This is a genomic window from Planococcus circulans (assembly GCF_020023385.1).
GTDB lineage: Bacteria > Bacillota > Bacilli > Bacillales_A > Planococcaceae > Planococcus.
The window spans coordinates 464,170-484,367 of the sequence record NZ_JAIQCL010000002.1; the positions used below are offsets into that span (position 1 = coordinate 464,170).

The 20,198-nt window shown below is 45.8% G+C and carries 15 protein-coding genes and 2 riboswitches; of the genes, 14 read left to right on the top strand and 1 reads right to left on the bottom strand.

The annotated features are described in order from the left end of the window. Positions 1-36 precede the first annotated feature (36 nt). Positions 37-543: a GNAT family N-acetyltransferase gene (locus K8U60_RS06380; protein ID WP_223635955.1), complete on the bottom strand. Its 507-nt coding sequence runs from the start codon at positions 541-543 to the stop codon at positions 37-39. 333 nt (positions 544-876) lie between these two features. Here K8U60_RS06380 and ilvD point away from each other — a divergent pair, with 333 nt between their 5' ends. The 14 genes from ilvD to K8U60_RS06450 all read left to right on the top strand — a co-directional run bounded on the left by ilvD (position 877) and on the right by K8U60_RS06450 (position 19,743). Beyond that, entirely contained in the window at positions 877-2,562 is a 1,686-nt protein-coding gene (gene ilvD / locus K8U60_RS06385; RefSeq protein WP_223635958.1) for a dihydroxy-acid dehydratase, read from the top strand. A gap of 177 nt (positions 2,563-2,739) precedes the next feature. Then, a complete protein-coding gene (locus tag K8U60_RS06390) occupies positions 2,740-3,753 on the top strand; it encodes a TRAP transporter substrate-binding protein (RefSeq protein ID WP_223635961.1) in 1,014 nt (337 codons plus the stop codon). 66 nt (positions 3,754-3,819) lie between these two features. Next, the gene (locus K8U60_RS06395; RefSeq protein ID WP_223635964.1) at positions 3,820-4,290 is read left to right on the top strand and encodes a TRAP transporter small permease; all 471 of its coding nucleotides are present in this window, start codon (positions 3,820-3,822) and stop codon (positions 4,288-4,290) included. A gap of 2 nt (positions 4,291-4,292) precedes the next feature. Continuing rightward, complete coding sequence (locus K8U60_RS06400; RefSeq protein WP_223635967.1) at positions 4,293-5,561, top strand: TRAP transporter large permease; 1,269 nt, start codon at positions 4,293-4,295, stop codon at positions 5,559-5,561. An 18-nt stretch (positions 5,562-5,579) separates the two neighbouring features. Next, positions 5,580-6,653 carry a tartrate dehydrogenase gene (locus tag K8U60_RS06405; RefSeq protein WP_223635970.1) on the top strand — a complete coding sequence of 358 codons (1,074 nt, stop codon included), beginning with the start codon at positions 5,580-5,582 and terminating at the stop codon, positions 6,651-6,653. A gap of 12 nt (positions 6,654-6,665) precedes the next feature. Then, entirely contained in the window at positions 6,666-7,421 is a 756-nt protein-coding gene (locus K8U60_RS06410; protein WP_223635973.1) for an SDR family NAD(P)-dependent oxidoreductase, read from the top strand. 19 nt (positions 7,422-7,440) lie between these two features. Continuing rightward, positions 7,441-8,883, top strand: coding sequence for an aldehyde dehydrogenase family protein (locus K8U60_RS06415; RefSeq protein ID WP_223635975.1), 1,443 nt, complete (start codon positions 7,441-7,443; stop codon positions 8,881-8,883). 559 nt (positions 8,884-9,442) lie between these two features. After that, complete coding sequence (locus K8U60_RS06420) at positions 9,443-10,912, top strand: nicotinate phosphoribosyltransferase (RefSeq protein WP_223635978.1); 1,470 nt, start codon at positions 9,443-9,445, stop codon at positions 10,910-10,912. Between the two features lie 11 nt (positions 10,913-10,923). Next, on the top strand, positions 10,924-11,751 hold the full coding sequence (gene nadE / locus K8U60_RS06425; protein WP_223635981.1) for an ammonia-dependent NAD(+) synthetase: 828 nt from the start codon (positions 10,924-10,926) through the stop codon (positions 11,749-11,751). Between the two features lie 168 nt (positions 11,752-11,919). Then, positions 11,920-12,870 (top strand): AAA family ATPase, encoded by a 951-nt coding sequence (locus K8U60_RS06430; protein ID WP_223635984.1) that lies wholly within the window; start codon positions 11,920-11,922, stop codon positions 12,868-12,870. Then, positions 12,867-14,081: a DUF58 domain-containing protein gene (locus K8U60_RS06435; protein ID WP_223635987.1), complete on the top strand. Its 1,215-nt coding sequence runs from the start codon at positions 12,867-12,869 to the stop codon at positions 14,079-14,081. The genes K8U60_RS06430 and K8U60_RS06435 overlap by 4 nt, the downstream gene beginning before the upstream one ends. Then, a complete protein-coding gene (locus K8U60_RS06440; protein ID WP_223635989.1) occupies positions 14,078-16,261 on the top strand; it encodes a transglutaminase domain-containing protein in 2,184 nt (727 codons plus the stop codon). The genes K8U60_RS06435 and K8U60_RS06440 overlap by 4 nt, the downstream gene beginning before the upstream one ends. Positions 16,262-16,293: 32 nt before the next feature. Further along, positions 16,294-16,395, top strand: a riboswitch (purine riboswitch). Positions 16,396-16,520: 125 nt separating this feature from the next. After that, complete coding sequence (guaA, locus tag K8U60_RS06445) at positions 16,521-18,059, top strand: glutamine-hydrolyzing GMP synthase (RefSeq protein ID WP_223636047.1); 1,539 nt, start codon at positions 16,521-16,523, stop codon at positions 18,057-18,059. A 126-nt stretch (positions 18,060-18,185) separates the two neighbouring features. Next, positions 18,186-18,287: riboswitch (purine riboswitch) on the top strand. A 118-nt stretch (positions 18,288-18,405) separates the two neighbouring features. Then, positions 18,406-19,743, top strand: a complete 1,338-nt coding sequence (locus K8U60_RS06450) for an NCS2 family permease (protein ID WP_223635992.1) — start codon at positions 18,406-18,408, stop codon at positions 19,741-19,743. The last annotated feature ends 455 nt before the right edge of the window (positions 19,744-20,198 follow it).

Genomic DNA, 20,198 nt, shown 5'->3' on the forward strand with positions numbered 1-20,198 from the left:
AAAAAGGTTCCGTCAAAATTTGACGGAACCTTTTTATCAGTTTTGGATATCTAAGCGAAAAGCTTTTACAACGATGCCATCATCTAAAGGCGTGATGTCGAGTGACTCAATCCGTTCAAAGCCCATTTTCTCATAAAGGGCAATCGCGTTTATCATAAAGCTTCCGGTATGAAGGCCGACAAATTTTTGCTTGCGTATTTTACAAATGTCAATGCAATGTTCGACTAGCGCTTTGCCGACTCCCTGGGAACGGAAATCTGGACTGACCGCCAATAATCGGATTTCGGGATGTTCTATGGCCATTGAATCCCATTCATAGGCCTTGGAATCAGCGGGGAACAACACAACACTGCCTGCAATATGCCCGTCTATTTCTGCAACGAATACTTCAGCACCGTCCTCTTGATCGTTCGTGGATGCCAAGTTCGCTTTCAGCATTTCCCAATGCTCTGGCGAGAGCTCTGCTTCATATGGGCGATAGGATTCAAGTCGCTGTTCTTTTAATATATAAAACTCATTTTTCTTAGCTTCACGGATCAACATATGACCATCTCCTTTTACTCACGTTCCCTGAGTATTCTCACGGACTTTCACAAAAATTAGAATCGAGGGATAGTTCGTTTGAAAACACTTTTTTAAAAAATGGACGAGAATAGAAGGATGCAGTGAACTCCGACTATAAAGTTATTGTAGACAAGGTAATTATATAGAAATATATTGCATACATCAAGAGGGAGGTAATCAAACAATAAGATGAAACCGCATACATGTGTAAGTTATTTGACGATTATAAAAATAATGAAATATTATTTTTTAATTCGTTGAATTCTGACAAATGTGCTCTATAATAAATAGAAAAGAAAGGATAGGATAATTATGAAAAAAGATTTGCGCATCAACAGTAAAGTTTTCAGCGAAGGGGCGATGAAAGCACCGAACCGTGCGATGCTCCGTTCAGTAGGAGTTACAGATGAAGATTTCAAGAAACCGATGATTGGTGTCGCCAGTACGTGGAGTGAAGTGACGCCGTGTAATATACATATTGACGACCTAGCCATCAGCGCGAAAAAAGGCGCTAGAGCGGCTGGAGGAGTCCCGTTCATTTTTAATACGATTACAGTGTCTGACGGAATCTCAATGGGGACCGAAGGCATGAAGTATTCCCTTTCCAGTCGCGATGTGATTGCTGATTCGATTGAAACGGTGGTAGGGGCTGAAAGCCTGGATGGCTTAGTGGCGATCGGCGGCTGTGACAAGAACATCCCGGGTTGTTTGATCGCTATTGCGAATTCTGAAGTTCCAGCTGTTTTTGTGTACGGTGGGACGATTGCTCCAGGACGCCATAATGGCCAGGATATTGACATTGTTTCAGTTTTTGAAGGTGTAGGCCAGCATAATAATGGAGACATCAACGACGATACGCTCCGCAAGATTGAATGCGGCGCCTGCCCGGGAGCGGGATCATGCGGCGGTATGTATACGGCAAATACCATGGCATCTGCAGCTGAAGCAATGGGGATGAGTCTTCCTGGAAGTTCTTCCAATCCCGCTGTATCTTCCGAAAAATTAGCGGATTGTGAAAAGGCCGGTGCAGCCGTGCATAATCTGCTTGAACTGGGTGTCTATCCGAAAGACATCATGACAAAAGAAGCGTTCGAGAATGCCATAACGGTCGTTATGGCGCTTGGCGGATCGACAAATGCCATTCTGCATCTATTGGCGATTGCGCATGCAGCGGAAGTGGATTTGACGATTGACGACTTTAACCGACTACAGAAAACCGTTCCGCATTTGGCTGATCTGAAACCGAGCGGCAAATACGTCATGCAGGACTTGCACGAAGTCGGCGGCGTTCAAGCAGTCATGAAAATGTTGCTTGAAGCAGGGTATCTGCACGGTGACTGCATGACGGTAACAGGCAAAACAGTAGCTGAAAACCTTCAGGAATCACCTGGGTTGCAGGAAGGACAAAAGGTCATCATGCCGTTCGATAACCCAAAACGTCAGGACGGTCCATTGATTGTCCTGAAAGGAAACCTTTCACCGAGCGGCGCAGTAGCAAAAGTTTCCGGTGTGAAAGTGAAACGCCATACAGGGCCAGCGCGTGTCTACAACAACGAAAAAGAAGCGACAGCAGCCGTGATGGCCAATGAAATTAATGATGGCGATGTACTGGTTATCCGTTATGTAGGTCCGAAGGGCGGTCCGGGAATGCCTGAAATGCTTTCTGTATCAGCTATTCTTGTCGGCAAAGGCATGGGCGCGTCAGTTGCGTTGCTGACAGATGGCCGTTTTTCAGGCGGGACACATGGCCTGGTGGTTGGACATATTGCACCCGAGGCGCAGGTTGGTGGACCGATTGCCTTTTTACAGGAAGGCGATTTGGTGACCATCGATTCGGAGTTGCAGGAAATCTCCATGGATGTCTCCGAAGCTGAGTTGGAAGAACGCCGCAAACAGTGGGTAGCTCCTCCGCTCCATAAAAAAGGCGTGCTCGGAAAATACGCACATAATGTATCCTGTTCTTCAAAAGGGGCAGTTACGGATTACTTGAATCGATAAATAGACTGACTCGGTGGGATTTTTTCATCCTACTGAGTTAGTCTGACTCGCTAAGACTGAATATTTTGTCTACTAAACAGGGTGATCCTTTGATATTATGAAAAGGAAATTGAAGATACTGAGTTTTTTGAATCCGGGGAAATTGTTCCACTTACCATAAAAAAGGGGGAAAAGAAAATGGCGAAAAAGAAGTTTGGAATGGTGTCTGTGATGATGGCAAGTGTATTGGCATTAACAGCATGCGGAGGTTCTGACAGCGATTCATCGGGTGAAGAGGGAGGATCGGGAGAAACCTACGTTTTGCAGGCAGGGCATTCATTGCCGGATGATCACCCTTACCATATCGGATTCCTGGAAATGGCAGAAGCTGTGGAAGAGCGGACTGATGGGCAAGTGACCATTGAAGTTTTTGCAAACAGTGAAATTGGAGCAGAGCGTGAATTGACTGAAGGCATGGGACTTGGGACAGTCGATTTGGTTGTGTCTTCAACCGCTCCAGTCACCAATTTTGTGCCGGAGTTAGGTGTTTTGGATGTGCCTTTCCTATTCCAGGACCGGGAGTCGGCAGTGGAGATTTTGGAAGGTGATATCGGTGATGAGTTATTCGCTAAGATGGAAGAAAATGGAATTATCGGATTGTCATGGGGAGAAAACGGTTATCGCCACATCACGAATGCCGTACGCCCAATTGAAACACCTGAAGACTTAGAGGGGTTGAAAATCAGAACGCAGGAAAATGAAATCCATTTAGCCGCTTTTGAAGCATTGGGTGCACAGCCGACGCCGATGGCATGGACTGAAGCGATCACTGCTTTGCAGCAGGGGGTTGTAGATGCACAGGAAAACCCAGCGATTGTTGCAGACCAGTTCAGTCTTTATGATGCAAATCAGCAATACATGAGTTTAACAGGACATGTTTATTCTGTAGCCATTTATATGATGAGCCAACAGACTTACGATGAATTGCCGGAAGATTTGCGTGATATCGTTGTCGAAGAAGGACAAAAAGCGGGGGCGAGAGAACGTGATCTGATCGTTGAAATGGAGCAGGAATCACTTCAGACCCTGAAGGATAATGGCATGGAAATCATTGAAGATATCGACACTGCGCCTTTCCAGGAAGCAGTGGAGCCTGTCTATGAAACAATTGAACATCAGGACTTGTTGAATGAGATTCTAGAAGCTCAGTAAACGGGTAATAAGTCAATTCAAAAAAGAGAGAATCCTTTCTCTCTTTTTTATATCGGGGGCAAGATGATGGGAAAGTTAATCGGGTACATGAATTTCGGTGTCAAGCATTTCTTGAATCTTATTATGGTTGTGCTGGTCACGGCCGTTTTTCTTCAGGTGATTTTTCGGTTCATATTGAATTCTCCTCTTGCCTGGACTGAGGAACTGGCGCGATACTGCTTAATCTGGCTGACCTTTTTGGGGGCGTCTTATGCAATGTCTTTAAAAGCGCATATTGGAATGGAGTTTTTTGTGAATTTATTCGGTGTTCCCATTCGTAAAGCTCTTTACAGCATTGCGACATTTGCAAGTCTGCTCTTTTTTCTGTTGATGGTAATAGAAGGCTATGATTTAGCAATGCAGGGAATGTCCCAAACCTCGCCGGTTTTACGGATTCCGATGGGAATGATTTATATGGTCATTCCAGTGAGCGGCGTACTTTTAATCATTAATATGGCCTCGCAGTTTTCAAAAGACTTTAAAAGCGGGGGTGTCTGAAGATGGCATTGGTGCTGTTTATCTTATTATTGGCTTTGTTTTTAATTAATGTTCCGATTGCTGTGGCACTTGGACTGGCTTCAACTCTCGTTTTTTTTCTTGATGGAAACGTATCGCTGATCGTCATTATTCAACGGATGTTCAACTCAGTCGATTCGTTCCCACTGATGGCGATACCTTTTTTCATTCTGGCGGGCAAGTTAATGGAAAGCGGGGGGATTTCGAGGCGGTTAATCCACCTGGCCAATGTCATTTTCGGCCGTGTCAAAGGCGGACTTGGAATCGTATCGATTGTCGCTTGTGCCTTTTTTGCAGCCATCTCGGGTTCAGCTGCCGCGACAACTGCAGCGGTAGGAGCTTTAATGATTCCGGCAATGGTCAACAAAGGCTATGAAAAGAGCTTTGCGACAGCGATCCAGGCGGCCGGTGGAACTATCGGCATCATGATTCCGCCAAGTGTTCCGCTGGTGCTTTACGGCGTGGCAGCTGGCGTTTCTGTCAGTGAATTGTTTATTGCAGGGATTGTTCCCGGTTTGTTTGTAATGGTTTCTCTAATTTTGCTGGTCTACCTGATTTCCTTGAAAGAGGGATATGGCGGTGGTGAAAAGTTTGGATTCAAGGATTTCATCAAAGCATTTTTCGATGCATTTTTGGCTTTGATGATGCCGGTGATTATACTGGGCGGTATTTATGGCGGCATATTCACTCCGACGGAAGCGGCGGTTGTAGCGGTTGTCTATGGATTGATTGTGGGGATTTTCATTTATCGGGAGATTAAAGTGGCGGATCTGACAAGAATTTTCTCTTCTTCTGTAGTCGTGACCGCAGTAATTATGTTCATCATTGCCGGTGCTTCGGTCTTCGGCTACTATTTGACGCGCCAGCGGATTCCGGCTGAACTGACCGAATTGATGCTCAGCGTGACAGATAATTGGATTATTGCTTTATTGATCATCAACTTGCTGTTGCTGATCTGTGGGGTGTTCCTGGAAACTTCAGCAGCAGTCATTATTTTAACGCCGATTCTTGTACCGATCGCCAGCGCGCTTGGAATCGATCTCGTGCATTTCGGGATCATCATGATCGTCAACCTTGGGATTGGATTTATCACCCCACCGGTAGGCGTCAATCTATTTGTGGCTGCGAACATAGCAGGAACAAAATTTGAAAGCCTCGTGAAAGCAATTGTTCCATTTATTCTGATCATGATTGTGGATGTACTCATTATTTCGTTTATTCCAGGAATCAGTCTATTCTTTCTTGGAGATTAAGGCATTGGAGGAGAGTTCATGTCAGCACATAAAGTAGCAGTCCTTCCCGGGGATGGGATTGGACCCGACGTCACCAAAGAAGCAATTAAAGTGTTGGAAGCTTTAAAACAGTTGGATTCTACATTTGAGGTTGATTTCGACCAATTTGAATGGGGCAGTGAATATTATTTGGCGCATGGCCATATCATGCCGAAGGATGGATTGGATCAGCTGAAGGATTATGATGCGATCTTGTTCGGGGCTGTGGGAGATAAACGTGTGCCGGATGAAATCACCATCTGGGAATTGATCATGCCCATCCGCAAAAATTTTCAGCAATACATCAATATGCGGCCAATCAGACGCTTGGCGGGCATCGAATCTCCTTTGAAAAACGATCAGCCGATCGATTTCATGGTATTCCGTGAAAATGCGGAAGGGGAGTATTCGAATATCGGCGGCCGTCTGTATCAGCAGCAGTCGCAGGAAATGGCGATTCAAAACACGGTCATCACTAAACAAGGTGTCGAGCGCATTGCAAAATATGCATTCGAATATGCCAAAAAGAACAAAAAATCCAAAGTGACCAGCGCTACAAAATCCAATGCGATTATCCATTCGATGAAGCTTTGGGATGAAGTGGTCGAGGCGGTTGCCAAAGATTATGGGGACATCGAACTCGAGAGCAATTTCATTGATGCTTTGGCCGCTTATTTCGTCATGCGTCCGGAATCATTTGAAGTGGTCATCGCTTCCAATCTGTTCGGGGATATCTTGACAGATCTTGGAGCGGCTTTAGTTGGAGGTCTTGGTGTATCGCCGTCGGGCAATATCAATCCCGAGCGGAATTTCCCTTCCATGTTTGAGGCCATTCATGGGTCAGCACCGGATATTGCGGGCAAAGGAATTGCCAATCCGATTGCGCAGATCTGGTCCTCGGCTTTGATGCTGGATCATTTAGGGCGTTCAGACCTATCGACAGCGATTGTTGATGCGATTGAGCAGGTGCTTCAGGAAGGCAAGGTGCTGACGCCGGATTTAGGGGGCAGCGCCACGACACAGGAAGTCGGTTCAGCAATTGCGGAAAAGCTTAAACAATTGGTGAGGAAATAGGAGGAGAGTCGGATGGATATAGACAATAAAGTAGCGATTGTCACCGGTGCAGGCGGCGGAATGGGAAAAGTGGTCGTTGAGCAATTTCTCGAAAAAGGTGCGAAAGTGGCCGGAATCGACGTTCATGTGGAGGGACTTGCTGAACTAGAAGCTCAATATCCGGAACAACTGCTGGTCATTCAAGGCAATTTAACGAATGAACAAAGTGTTGAAGATGCTGTGAAAAAAACAGCTGATAGGTTTGGACAGATTGATGTCTTGGCAAATGTTGCCGGAATCGCCCAAGCGGCAACTGATATTGAAAAAGTTTCCCTGGAGGATTGGGAGCGCATCATGGCGATCAATTCCACTGCCGTCTTTTTAACTTCACGGGCTGTGGTACCGTATATGAAACGACGAAATAGTGGTTCAATCATCAATATTGCCTCTGTTTCGGTAGATCGTCCGCGTCCTGGTCTGAACGCCTATGTCGCTTCAAAAGGAGCGACGATTTCCTTGACAAAAGCGCTGGCTATTGAATTGGCACCTTATAATATCCGGGTCAATGCGATCAATCCCGGTCCAGCGGATACCAAGATGCTGAGTGAATTTACAGCAGCAGGCAGTGATGCAGGCGAGACAAAAGAGAAGATTTTCCGGAAAAGCGTCCCGCTGGGTGAGTTGATCACTCCTGAAGCGATTGCTAATTGCGTCTTATACCTCAGCTCCGATTTAGCGAAACTGATGACTGGCAGCGTAGTGAATGTAGATGGAGGCCGCGGAATCTAATCGGAAAGAGGTGCAGAAAATGAAAAAGCAACAGATGTATGTAAATGGTGAGTGGATCGACAGCATCGGAAAAGAGCGGTTTGAAACAAAAAATCCGGCGACTGGGGACGTGCTGGCAGAAATTCCGAGAGGGAAAAAAGAAGATGTGGATGCGGCAATCGAAGCGGCACGGGCTACTTTCGAGTCTGAAGAATGGCAGTCTTTCCCTCCGATCGAAAGAGGCCGGATCTTACATAAAGTAGCGGATGCCTTACGGGCGGATGCGGAAGAGATCGCTTTGCTGGAAACGCTCGATACAGGCAAGCCACTGACACAGGCCCGTAAAGACGTCGAAGCTTCTGCGCTGTATTTTGAATACTATGCGGGAATGGCAGATAAGATTTTCGGGGAGACCATCCCGGTTCAGCCGGGAATTCTCGATTATACCTTGCGGGAACCGATTGGCGTAACTGCTCATATTGTTCCGTGGAATTACCCGCTGCAAATCATTTCACGCTCAACCGCCGCGGCAATTGCGACAGGCAACACCGTAGTTGCAAAGCCGGCGGAAGACACCCCGTTGACGGCCATCAAATTGGCGGAGATTTTTGATCAAACCACCTTGCCGAAAGGCGTTTTCAACGTGGTGACCGGCTATGGTTTCGAGGCGGGAGCGGCGATTTCCGAGCATCCGGATGTTGACCATATCACGTTTACGGGCTCCGTCCAAACAGGCTCCGCTGTGATGATGGGGGCTGCCAAAAACGTCAAACCGGTCACTTTGGAACTTGGCGGAAAGTCTCCAAACATCATTTTTGACGATTGCGATCAGGAGGAAGCAGTGGATTGGGTGGTGCGGTCCATTATCCAAAATGCTGGACAGACCTGCTCGGCGGGATCCCGCTTGCTGGTTCAGCAAACGATCAAAGATGAATTTCTGAAAAAGGTCGTAGCGAAAATGGAAGCGATTCAAATCGGCAAAGGAATTGATGATTTGGATCTTGGCCCGATTCTAAATGAAAAACAATTCACCCGCATCTTGGAGTTTATGGATGTCGCCGATAGAGAAGGAGCGCAGTTTTTAACAGGCGGAAAACGACAAGTGACAGCAGGACTCGAAAAAGGCTACTTTTTCCAGCCGACCGTCATTGATGGATTAGCGCCAAAAAGCTATGTCGCTCAAGAAGAAATTTTTGCACCGGTTGTTGCCGCATTTTCGTTTGATACTGAGCAAGAAGCGATTGAACTGGCAAACGGCACCGATTATGGGCTGGTGACAGGGGTCTGGACAAAAGATGGCGCGCGGGCGCACCGTGTAGCCAGTAAAATTCGGGCAGGCCAAGTGTTCATCAACAATTACGGGGCAGGCGGAGGTGTGCAGATGCCATTTGGGGGATATAAAAAGAGTGGGTTTGGACGTGAAAAAGGACTGGAAGCTTTGCGCAATTACACCATTTTGAAAAATGTGGCGCTGAAGTATTAAAGTTTGGGGGAATTGGAAAAGGGATGTCCTCGATTAGAGGACATCCCTTTGTTGGTTTAAGGTAACTATAATTTGTTTTGACTCAATTTTTCAACCCGTTTTATCGGGGAATCATTTCCATTGAAAGTATTACTTCCAGTACCGCGGTCATTGTTCCACTGGGTGCTTTCTAACTTAAGCAACGTAAACCCTACCTTCTTTTACGTCCTTGCGATCCTCAAATCGCGCCAGTGTGAATAAGTATTCTCAAAAACATTTATCGTAGAATGCCAGATTATCAAAATTTACCAGTTACCTTTGTGTTAACTAGACTACTATCTCACATATCTTTATAAATGTCAAAGCATTCATTATGAATGTTTAAAATAAGCTTACATTGACAGTAGACAGGGTTATTGGCTGCAGATCCAGCTGCGTTAGCTGAAAACAAACGGAATCTCTTCCCTTGTATTCACATTATGTAGTAATTTAAATACAGCTCAGGTGGCTTTTATTTATGGTCCTACCTTTATTCGTGTATAATTGTAGGCATTACTGATGGTGGAAGAAGGGGACTCTTATGGACAAGCATTATGCGGATGACAGTTTGGCACTACATACAGATTTATATCAAATCAATATGTCGGAGGCTTATTGGGCAGACGGCATGCATGAGCGGAAGGCGGTATTTGAATTATTTTTCCGTAAATTGCCCTTTGGCAATGGCTATGCCCTTTTTGCTGGCTTGGAACGTGTGTTGGATTACTTGAAAAACTTCAAATTCACGGACAGTGATTTGGAATATCTTCAGCAAGAGCTTGGCTATAAGGAAGATTTCATCGAATACTTGCGGACAGTCCGATTTACAGGAGATGTCTATTCGGTGGCTGAAGGTGAATTGGTCTTCCAAAACGAGGCGTTGATTCGTGTAGAGGCACCGTTAGTGGAAGCACAATTAATTGAAACAGCACTATTGAATATCGTCAACTACCAGACTTTGATCGCGACGAAAGCGAGCCGCATCAAACAGATTGTGAAAAACGAGCGGGTGATGGAATTCGGCACAAGACGTGCGCAGGAAATGGATGCGGCAATATGGGGGACGCGGGCAGCTTATATCGGTGGGCTCGAAGCGACCAGCAATGCGCGGGCAGGCAAGAAATTCGGCATTCCAGTAGCAGGTACACATGCCCATTCAATGGTGCAGGCCTATAAAGATGAATATGAAGCATTTCGTGCTTATGCCAAACGCCACAAGGACTGCGTCTTTTTAGTCGATACATACGATACCTTGAAATCCGGATTGCCCATTGCGATAAAAGTGGCACAGGAATTGGGCGATCAGATCAATTTTCTTGGAATTCGACTGGATAGTGGTGATATCGCCTTCCTGTCGAAAGAAGCGCGGAAGATGCTGGATGCTGCAGGTTTCCCGAATGCGGAAGTTGTGGTTTCCAATGATTTGGACGAATATACCATTTTGAACTTAAAAGCCCAGGGTGCACGGGTTGATTCTTGGGGCATCGGTACAAAGCTGATCACTGCTTACGATCAGCCGGCATTAGGGGCGGTTTACAAATTGGTGGCTATAGAAAATGAGGATGGTGAACTGGAAGATACCATCAAAATTTCTGGAAATGCTGAAAAAGTCACCACTCCGGGATTAAAAAACGTTTACCGGATCATAGATAGGGAAAATGGAAAGTCAGAAGGCGATTATATCGCTATGCATGATGAGAATCCTGCTTCACAGGAACGTTTGAAAATGTTCCACCCGGTCCATACATTCGTATCAAAATTTGTTACGAATTTCGAAGCCGTCAATATTCATCAGAAAGTGGTTGAAAACGGCGAGGTTATTTATGAAAATCCAAGTTTGCAGGAAATGCAGGCTTATGCCATCCGAAATATGGATCTATTGTGGGATGAATACAAACGTTCACTGAATCCTGAAGAATATCCAGTCGACCTCAGCCAGAAGTGCTGGGACAATAAGATGAGGAATATTCAAGAAGTGCGGCAGGCAGTTCATGACTATATCGGAGACTGAGGAGGAATCATATGTCTACTTTACAGCAGCAAATTATCGAAGAACTGAAAGTCCAGCCTTCCATTCAACCAAAGGAAGAGATTGAACGCACGGTTTCATTTTTGAAGGAATACTTGATGCGCCATTCCTTCTTGAAAGGGTATGTATTGGGCATATCGGGTGGACAGGATTCAACATTGGCCGGCAAGCTGGCCCAAATGGCAATCGACCAATTGAATGAAGAATCAGGTGGGACTGAATATGGGTTTTATGCTATTCGTCTGCCTTACGGCGTGCAGTTTGACGAACACGATGCCAAAGATGCCCTGGATTTCATTCAGCCGTCGAAAACCTATACCATCAACATAAAAGAAGCGGTTGATGCCAGCGATCGTGCCTTAGAAGAAGCCGGCATCGAATTGACGGATTTCGCCAAAGGCAACGAGAAGGCGCGCGAGCGGATGAAAGCTCAGTATTCGGTTGCGGCCATGCACAATGCCGTCGTACTGGGAACGGACCATGCAGCCGAAGCGATAACTGGTTTTTATACAAAATTTGGAGATGGAGCCGCGGATTTAACTCCATTATTCCGTTTGAATAAGCGTCAGGGACGGGCTATGCTAAAAGAGCTCGGTTCTCCTGAACATCTGTATACGAAAATTCCGACGGCGGATCTTGAAGAAGATAAGCCGGCAATCCCTGACGAAGTGGCTCTAGGAGTCACTTATGAAATGATCGATGATTATCTGGAAGGCAAGAAGATTCCGGCGGATGCTCAGGAAACGCTGGAAGGCCATTATTTGAAAACACAGCATAAGCGTCATTTGCCGATCACGGTTTTTGATGATTTTTGGAAATAACAAACAGAAAAGCAGGAATCCTTCGGGATGTCCTGCTTTTCTTATGTTCTAGGATAAACGTCAGGGCAAAGAAGCCGTGCAGTTGAGTTATTACCTATTTTTCGTTATGATTACGGTAAGATTGTGATAATTCAAAACATTTTTTGATTCGTATTGGAGGAACTATAGATGAATGCAAAAGAGCGGTTGGAACAAGTCATCGATAATATAGAAAAAGTCATCATCGGCAAACGGAATATTGCAGAGTTGAGCATCGTAGCGATGCTGTCTCATGGACACGTGCTGCTAGAGGATGTGCCGGGTGTCGGAAAAACCATGCTGGTCCGCGCTTTGGCGAAATCTGTAGGGGCCGATTTTAAGCGCATTCAATTTACACCCGACCTGCTGCCATCGGATGTCGTTGGGGTATCGATCTATAACCCGAAAGACATGGAATTCCATTTTCGTCCGGGTCCGATTATGGGCAATATCATTTTGGCTGATGAAATCAATCGAACTTCCCCGAAAACCCAATCTTCTCTTCTGGAAGCAATGGAAGAAGCTTCTGTCACAATTGATGGGGTAACGATGCAAATCCCTAAACCGTTCTTTGTTATGGCCACCCAAAATCCGATTGAATACGAAGGAACCTACCCTCTGCCTGAAGCACAGCTTGACCGCTTTTTATTGAAAATCAAAATGGGCTATCCGACGCCGAAAGAGGAAATGGAAGTATTGAACCGCGCACAGTCTGCAGCTCCAATCGAAGAATTGACTTCGGTGATTTCCCTCAATGAACTATTGGAACTTCAAGAACAAGTGAAAACAATCAAAGTGGATGAAACCATTCGCAGCTACATTGTTGATTTATCTAGACAGACCCGTCAGGATTCCTATGTCTACCTCGGAGTCAGTCCGCGTGGTTCTATTGCACTCATGAAAGCATCCCAAGCCTATGCTCTATTAAAAGGACGGGATTACGTGACGCCGGATGATGTTCAGTACTTGGCGAAGTTTGTTTTCGGCCATCGCATCATGCTGCGTTCGGAGGCCCGTTACGATGGCATAACTGCAGAAGAAATTACAGAACGGATATTAGCGAAAACCCGTGTACCTGTCCAAAGGCTTGTCGGCCAATGAGTCGATTGAAAAAAATTACAGGTTTATGGGGGCGGTTCATCCTCGTTTTATTCATCCTTGTGTTGACGTTCTCCTTCGCCATGTTTCAAGGCGGGTTTGTCAGCTGGTTCATTTTTTATATGGTTCTGCCATTCATCCTTTATTCGGTGCTGCTGACTTTCTATCCTTTGCAGGATGTCGAAGCCACTCGGGAAATCCATACAGCCCAGGTCAGGAAAGGTGGAAGCTTTTCAGCCACCGCCACAATCAACAGGAAAATTCCTTTTCCGTTGCTTTACACAGTCCTGAGCGAAAAAACAAATTCTCCTTCTTTGAATAGAAGAATGGCGGGCCAGCAACAGAAAATGGTTGTTCCGGGATTTCAGAAAACGGTCTCCTGGACGTATACGGTCGACCAGATGCCGAGAGGCGAACATGTGCTGGAAGGGGTTCAGTTGGAAATCGCTGATTTTTTCGGTTGGGTGAAAAAAAGTTGTTTGCTGCCTGTCCAACAGACAGTTTTGGTTTATCCGAATACCGTAGAAATCGCCTACCGGCCGATGGAGTCCCGCTATGATCAAGGGTCGATGGCGGCTCTTTTTACCTTAGTGAAAGACACGACCATGGCGAGCGGAATCCGGGACTACCAGCCGGGAGACCGGGTGTCGTGGATTCATTGGAAATCCTATGCACGCACCCAGACCTTGCGTACAAAAGAATTCGAAGATCGCCAGTCGCAGGAGCTTTTTTTGCTGGATGACCGAAAAAAATCAGAGAAATTCGAGTTGCAGATTGAATTGGTGGCGTCCATTTTAAAGTCGATTGTACACGCAAATTCAAGTGTGGCTTATCTCTCAGTAGGTCGGAACCGGAATTATTTTCCGTTGATCCAAACCGAAGAGCATTTGCAGCGGGTGATGTATCATCTGGCGAAAGTGCAGAGCGATTTGGATATGCCGGTCGATCAAGCTATCGGCCGTGAGCTCCAACAGATGAATACGTCGAGTCTGCTGTATGTGACCAGTCAGCTTTCCGTGGAGATGGTTCAGTCCATCCGGCGAAATGCCAAAAGTCTTACCAACTGTATGTGTTTGGTTGTCGTCAACAAAGGAGAAGCATTGCTCAAGGAAGATGAGGAAGTGCATCAATTTGCCCGCTCGAAAGGCTTTGTTGTCAGGCGTGTCAGTCCAGAGAATTTTGCAACAGTGTTTACGGAGGTGAGCCGGCAATGACTTCCATAAGAAAAAACAAATGGTTTATGGCTGTTTTGTATCTACTGGTTTTCTTTATGCTGGTTGAATGGCTGACGCCGGTCATTGTATTGACTGAAACAGGGCATAAAGCACTCTTTCTGATTTTTATCGCCGTCGGTTTGTTGATGGCTTTTTTAAGAGTTCCGTGGTGGTTTTCAGGACCAATGAAAATGCTGTATATTCTATGGTTCATCGTGTACGTCTATACTGGTAATCTGTTTTTCACCAGTGAAGCGATTTCCTTTCTACGAAATGATTTCAGTCTGAATCTTTCAGCTTTAATGACCCAGAACTGGGCGCAGACGACAGACGTTTTTCGGACTGTGTTATTTTTCATCTTGCTCTGGATGGCCATTTATTTAATCCACTACTGGGTGAGCTTCAGATTAAGCATTTTCCTGTTTTATTTATTGACCGTCATTTTCATAGCGGTGCTGGATACCTTCAGTCCTTATTCAGGAGAAACAGCCATTATCCGGATTATGGTCATCGGTCTGCTGCTTGCAGGCCTCCTATACTTGGCGCGTTGGATGGAAGGGCACCGGGTTGTGGAACGTACAGATAAAATGGCGTTGTTTGCGGTTCCTCTTGTCTTTGTGATAGCCGCCTCCACTGCATTCGCGTTGTATCTTCCGAAAGCAGGACCGATTTGGCCAGATCCCGTTCCATTTATCACTTCTTTCTCTGGCCAGGGAGGTGCCGGCAGCGCTGGAAGTATCGGCCGGATCGGCTACGGAGTCGATGATTCACGTCTGGGCGGTTCCTTTATCGGAGACGATACTCCCGTTTTCCGCGCCGAGGTAGCGGAAGGCCAATATTGGAAAGTAGAATCCAAAGATATCTACACGACGAAAGGCTGGGAACTTACGGAGAATATAGGCGAATCATTCGTCTATGGCAACAACGACACCGTTGATACCGGTTTTGTTCCGGATGAAGAAGAGCTCGAAACAGCTCTGTTGTCGATGGAGCAGGAGTTCCCGTTCGTTCTTTATCCTTATGGAACGCAATCTTTTTCAATGGAAGAACCGCTGGACTACCAGTACAATACGGCAGACCAGCGTTTTGAAACCTACCAGAACGGGGAGGAGTTCGAGCCCGAAACCGTTGAAATCACCTTCAATGAACCCAGCTATAGTTTGACCGCTTTGCGGGAAACGGAGCTGGCGGATTTGGCGGAGTTGCCGGCAGAACTCGGCCGTTTCCTGCAATTGCCCGACGAACTGCCTGAACGTGTCGGGGATTTGGCTGCTGAAATCACCGAAAGCAGCGATACTGTCTATGATAAGACGCGGGCAATAGAGCGGTATTTCAGTACTTCCGGATTTGAATACAGCCAAACCGATATCCCGGTGCCTGAAGCCGACCAGGATTACGTCGATCAGTTTTTATTTGAAACCCAAAGGGGCTATTGTGATAATTTTTCCACCTCGATGGTGGTTATGCTGCGTTCTCTTGATATTCCAGCCCGTTGGGTCAAAGGATTCAATGAAGGTGAGCTGATCAATTCAGAAGGGGACACCGATATCTATCAGGTGACAAATAACAATGCCCATTCGTGGGTTGAGGCTTATATGCCGGGTGTCGGCTGGATGCTGTTTGAACCGACCATCGGCTTTACAGGCGCCTCTTCAATCGATTTCGATTTGGAACTGGACCCGACTGATCCCGAGCAGCTCGATCAAGAAGAACGTCCCCTTGAAGAAGACTCTGACAATGTGGAAGAGGAGGAGACGGCAGTTTCATCAGGCCCTTCTTTCTTGGATGGAGCAGCTGAATTCATCTCAACTAACCGATGGAAAATCATCTGGACTCTTGTGGCTGGCGCATTACTGGCAGGCATTCTCTTTAAAATCCGCCATAAATGGATGCCCAAGCTGCTGGTTACTTATTACAGAAGCCGTGGAGGCAGCCCGCAACGCTTCGAAAAAGCTTATCTCCGATTATTGAAGCAATTGGATCTGTATGGCATTCATAGAAGGCCGGGACAGACATTGAAGTCCTACGCTGCATACATCGATTCGTTTTTCGGGACGAGGGAAATGTCTGAATTGACGGAGGCCTATGAGCGTTCGGTATACGGAGGCGATGCTGAATCCGTTGACTGGCTTCAGTTAAGAGAAAGTTGGGAAAATTTAATCAATCGGACAAGCGGTTGATTTTAACGCTTTTAACTTGTACAATTGAGAAAATTATAGATTACAGGTGCCCTCATATATGTCCGGTAATATGGATCGGATGTCTCTACCAAGTCCCCGGAAATGACTTGACTATGAAGGTGGATGACGCATGCTTTTAGACATGTGCATTCGCCTTTTTGATGTAGAGCAGAAGAACGCGAGGTCCAATTTTCGCGTTCTTTTGCTATTTTGAGACCTGAATTGAATAGAAGAGGTGAAGGTTTTGCCAGTTAGTCCAATGTTGAAAGAGCAGAAAAAAATCGTCGTTTTGGATTTCGGAAGTCAATACAACCAGTTGATTACTCGCCGTATCCGCGAAATCGGCGTATACAGCGAGCTTCATCCGCATACAGTCACTGCTGAAGAAATCAAAGATATGAACGCTACGGGAATCATTTTCTCTGGTGGTCCTAATTCTGTTTACGATAAAAACGCATTTTCCATCGATGAAGCGATTTTTGAAATGGGCTTGCCGATTTTAGGTATCTGTTACGGCATGCAGCTGATGGCCTTGCACTTGAAAGGCAATGTGGAGAAATCCCAAAACCGCGAGTATGGCAAAGCGGAGCTGAAGCTGACAAAAGAAAGCAAAATCTTCAAAGACCTACCTGAAGAACAGATCGTCTGGATGAGCCACGGAGACTTGGTTACTGCTGCACCTCCAGGGTTTGACGTCATCGGAACAAGCTCGGGTTGTCCAATCGCTTCCATGGCTGACGAAAGCCGCGGATTCTACGGCGTTCAATTCCACCCGGAAGTGCGCCACTCGATTTACGGCAACGATCTTCTGCGCAAATTCGTCTATGATGTTTGTGGCATGACCGATGACTGGTCGATGGAAAATTACATCGACTTGGAAATCGAAAAAATCCGTGAAGAAGTCGGCGACAAAAAAGTTCTTTGCGCACTTAGCGGCGGAGTAGATTCCTCAGTAGTTGCTGTTTTGATCCATAAAGCGATTGGCGATCAATTGACGTGCATGTTCGTGGATCACGGCCTGCTTCGAAAAGGGGAAGCGGAAAGCGTCATGAAGACCTTTGCTGACGGATTCAATATGAATGTCATCAAAATCGACGCACGCGACCGTTTCATGAGCAAGCTTGAAGGCGTTACAGATCCAGAGAAAAAACGTAAAATCATCGGCAACGAGTTTATCTATGTATTTGATGACGAAGCTTCGAAATTGGAAGGCATGGACTTCCTTGCACAAGGAACGCTTTATACCGACATCATCGAAAGCGGAACGACAACTGCACAAACCATCAAATCCCACCACAACGTGGGAGGATTGCCGGACGACATGCAGTTTAAATTGATCGAACCATTGAACACGCTGTTCAAAGATGAAGTGCGTGTGCTTGGTACAGAGCTTGGCATGCCGGATGAAATCGTTTGGCGTCAGCCGTTCCCTGGTCCTGGCCTCGGCATTCGCATCATGGGAGCAGTCACGGAAGAGAAACTGGAAATCGTCCGCGAATCTGACTGGATTTTGCGCGATGAGATCAGTAAAGCGGGTCTTGATCGTGACATCTGGCAGTACTTTACGGTATTGCCGGATCTTCGCAGCGTAGGTGTTATGGGCGATGCCCGTACTTACGACTACGCGATCGGCATCCGTGCAGTCACTTCAATTGATGGCATGACTTCTGATTGGGCACGCATTCCTTGGGAAGTGCTTGAGAAGATCAGCGTCCGTTTGGTCAATGAAGTGGATCACATCAACCGCGTACTGTATGACATTACGAGCAAGCCACCTGCAACAATTGAGTGGGAATAAATTATTAAAAGATGCCGGCTAATCAAGCTGGCATCTTTTTTGTCTTTTTCACGAACTTTTTTTGCGTATTCTAAATAAATGTTCGTGTTTAGTATTGTTTATTCGTTTTATCCATGATATATTACGTATGAAATTAAATAAGCTTGTCGTATAATGTCGGGGATATGGCCCGAAAGTTTCTACCGAGTCACCGTAAATGGCTCGACTACGATTTTAATCCGCTCAACTGATGAGTAGGATGCCCTTCTTTTATTTAAGTGGAAGGGATAAATCGAACGCATACGGCAATCCGCTGTATGCGTTTTTCTTTTGTAGAAATTATACGCAGGCATTCGGAGGAATCAGAATGAAAAAGTATTTTCAGTTTGAAGAACTGGGGACAAATTACCGCCGTGAATTTATCGGAGGCTTAACTACATTTTTAGCGATGGCGTATATCCTGGTCGTCAATCCGCTAACGTTAACGTTGGAATCGGTTCCGGATCTTCCAGATGCAATGCGAATGGATTATGGAGCGGTGTTTATGGCGACGGCTTTAGCTGCGGCCATCGGATGTCTCGTTATGGGAATCCTGGCAAAGTATCCAATTGCGCTTGCGCCGGGTATGGGACTGAATGCATTCTTTGCTTATACAGTTATTCTGACATACGGAATTCCTTGGCAAACTGCTTTAACAGGTGTTTTATTTTCTGGCCTTATTTTTATTCTCATCACATTAACGGGTCTTCGTGAATTAATCATCAACGCTATTCCTGCCGAATTAAAATATGCGGTAGGTGCTGGGATCGGCCTTTACATCACGTTCATCGGATTTCAAAACGCAGGTATTATTGTTGATAATCCAGCAACTCTGGTTGGCTTAGGAGATCTTTCCAGCGGTTCAGCATTGCTTGCAATCTTCGGCTTGTTCGTCACCGTCATCTTTATGGTCCGGGGAATCCAAGGCGGAATCTTTTTCGGAATTTTGATTGCGGCCGTTGTCGGCATGATTTTTGGCGTCGTCAACTTGCCGAGTGCCATTATCGATTTGAATGTGCCGAGTATGGCGCCGACTTTCGGTGTGGCGCTTGAGCCAATCTTCAACGATTTCGGTTCATTGCTAAATATTCAATTCCTTGTAGTTGTCCTAACATTCCTGTTCGTCGATTTCTTTGATACAGCCGGAACATTGGTTGCTGTAGCCAATCAGGCAGGGTTGATGAAAGACAATAAACTTCCGAGAGCGGGCAAGGCACTGATGGCTGATTCAATTGCTACAGTCAGTGGAGCGATCTTCGGAACATCGACGACGACTTCTTATATCGAATCCACATCCGGCGTTGCAGCTGGAGCTCGTTCCGGATTCGCGGCAGTCGTCACCGGTCTGCTGTTCCTGGTTTCAATCTTCTTCTATCCTTTACTTGAAGTGATCACGAGTGCCGTAACAGCACCGGCTTTGATCATTGTTGGCGTCTTGATGGTTTCCGCGCTCGGGAAAATTGATTGGACAAGATTTGAAATTGCAGTGCCAGCATTCTTGACGATGATTGCCATGCCTCTTGGATACAGCATTGCAACAGGAATCGCAATTGGTTTTATCTTTTATCCGATTACGATGCTGGTAGCGGGGAAAGGCAAACAGGTTCATCCGATCATGTATGGACTGTTTGTGATTTTCATTCTGTATTTTATTTTCATTGCGTAAACACAAAGATCCTCCAGGTAAACTGGAGGATTTTTTCTTTGGACAAAATAATGCAGGCAGCCTATATATAGAAGAAACTTAAAATACGCAGTAAATGAGAGGGGGATTTGAGCTTTCCGAATTCAAGGAGTGAAAATATTACCGGGGCTTTTTTACACAGAAAATTCAAGTGTCGACCATTAATGGGAAAGCTTTAAATATAAGGGGATAGCTTCAATGTAAAGAGTGAATCTCCTTTCAAATCTGTAACGTTTTTGTAATCTTTTTATTAAGAATTTTCTGTTATAATAAAGTTGTGAAAAAATCCGCTTTAAAGTGTTGACTCTATAATATGCCCGTGGTATATTAATCAAGTCGCAAATGAGCGCGACACATTGAACCTTGAAAACTGAACAGCAAAACGTCAACAAACATGCAACGGCCGCGCAAAACGGCCCGCGCACTTTACTGATCAG

Coding starts and splice junctions, on each gene's coding strand:
- K8U60_RS06380 (WP_223635955.1), bottom strand. CDS start 543: ATGTTGATCCGTGAAGCTAAGAAAAATGAGTTTTATATATTAAAAGAA.
- ilvD (WP_223635958.1), top strand. CDS start 877: ATGAAAAAAGATTTGCGCATCAACAGTAAAGTTTTCAGCGAAGGGGCG.
- K8U60_RS06390 (WP_223635961.1), top strand. CDS start 2,740: ATGGCGAAAAAGAAGTTTGGAATGGTGTCTGTGATGATGGCAAGTGTA.
- K8U60_RS06395 (WP_223635964.1), top strand. CDS start 3,820: ATGGGAAAGTTAATCGGGTACATGAATTTCGGTGTCAAGCATTTCTTG.
- K8U60_RS06400 (WP_223635967.1), top strand. CDS start 4,293: ATGGCATTGGTGCTGTTTATCTTATTATTGGCTTTGTTTTTAATTAAT.
- K8U60_RS06405 (WP_223635970.1), top strand. CDS start 5,580: ATGTCAGCACATAAAGTAGCAGTCCTTCCCGGGGATGGGATTGGACCC.
- K8U60_RS06410 (WP_223635973.1), top strand. CDS start 6,666: ATGGATATAGACAATAAAGTAGCGATTGTCACCGGTGCAGGCGGCGGA.
- K8U60_RS06415 (WP_223635975.1), top strand. CDS start 7,441: ATGAAAAAGCAACAGATGTATGTAAATGGTGAGTGGATCGACAGCATC.
- K8U60_RS06420 (WP_223635978.1), top strand. CDS start 9,443: ATGGACAAGCATTATGCGGATGACAGTTTGGCACTACATACAGATTTA.
- nadE (WP_223635981.1), top strand. CDS start 10,924: ATGTCTACTTTACAGCAGCAAATTATCGAAGAACTGAAAGTCCAGCCT.
- K8U60_RS06430 (WP_223635984.1), top strand. CDS start 11,920: ATGAATGCAAAAGAGCGGTTGGAACAAGTCATCGATAATATAGAAAAA.
- K8U60_RS06435 (WP_223635987.1), top strand. CDS start 12,867: ATGAGTCGATTGAAAAAAATTACAGGTTTATGGGGGCGGTTCATCCTC.
- K8U60_RS06440 (WP_223635989.1), top strand. CDS start 14,078: ATGACTTCCATAAGAAAAAACAAATGGTTTATGGCTGTTTTGTATCTA.
- guaA (WP_223636047.1), top strand. CDS start 16,521: ATGTTGAAAGAGCAGAAAAAAATCGTCGTTTTGGATTTCGGAAGTCAA.
- K8U60_RS06450 (WP_223635992.1), top strand. CDS start 18,406: ATGAAAAAGTATTTTCAGTTTGAAGAACTGGGGACAAATTACCGCCGT.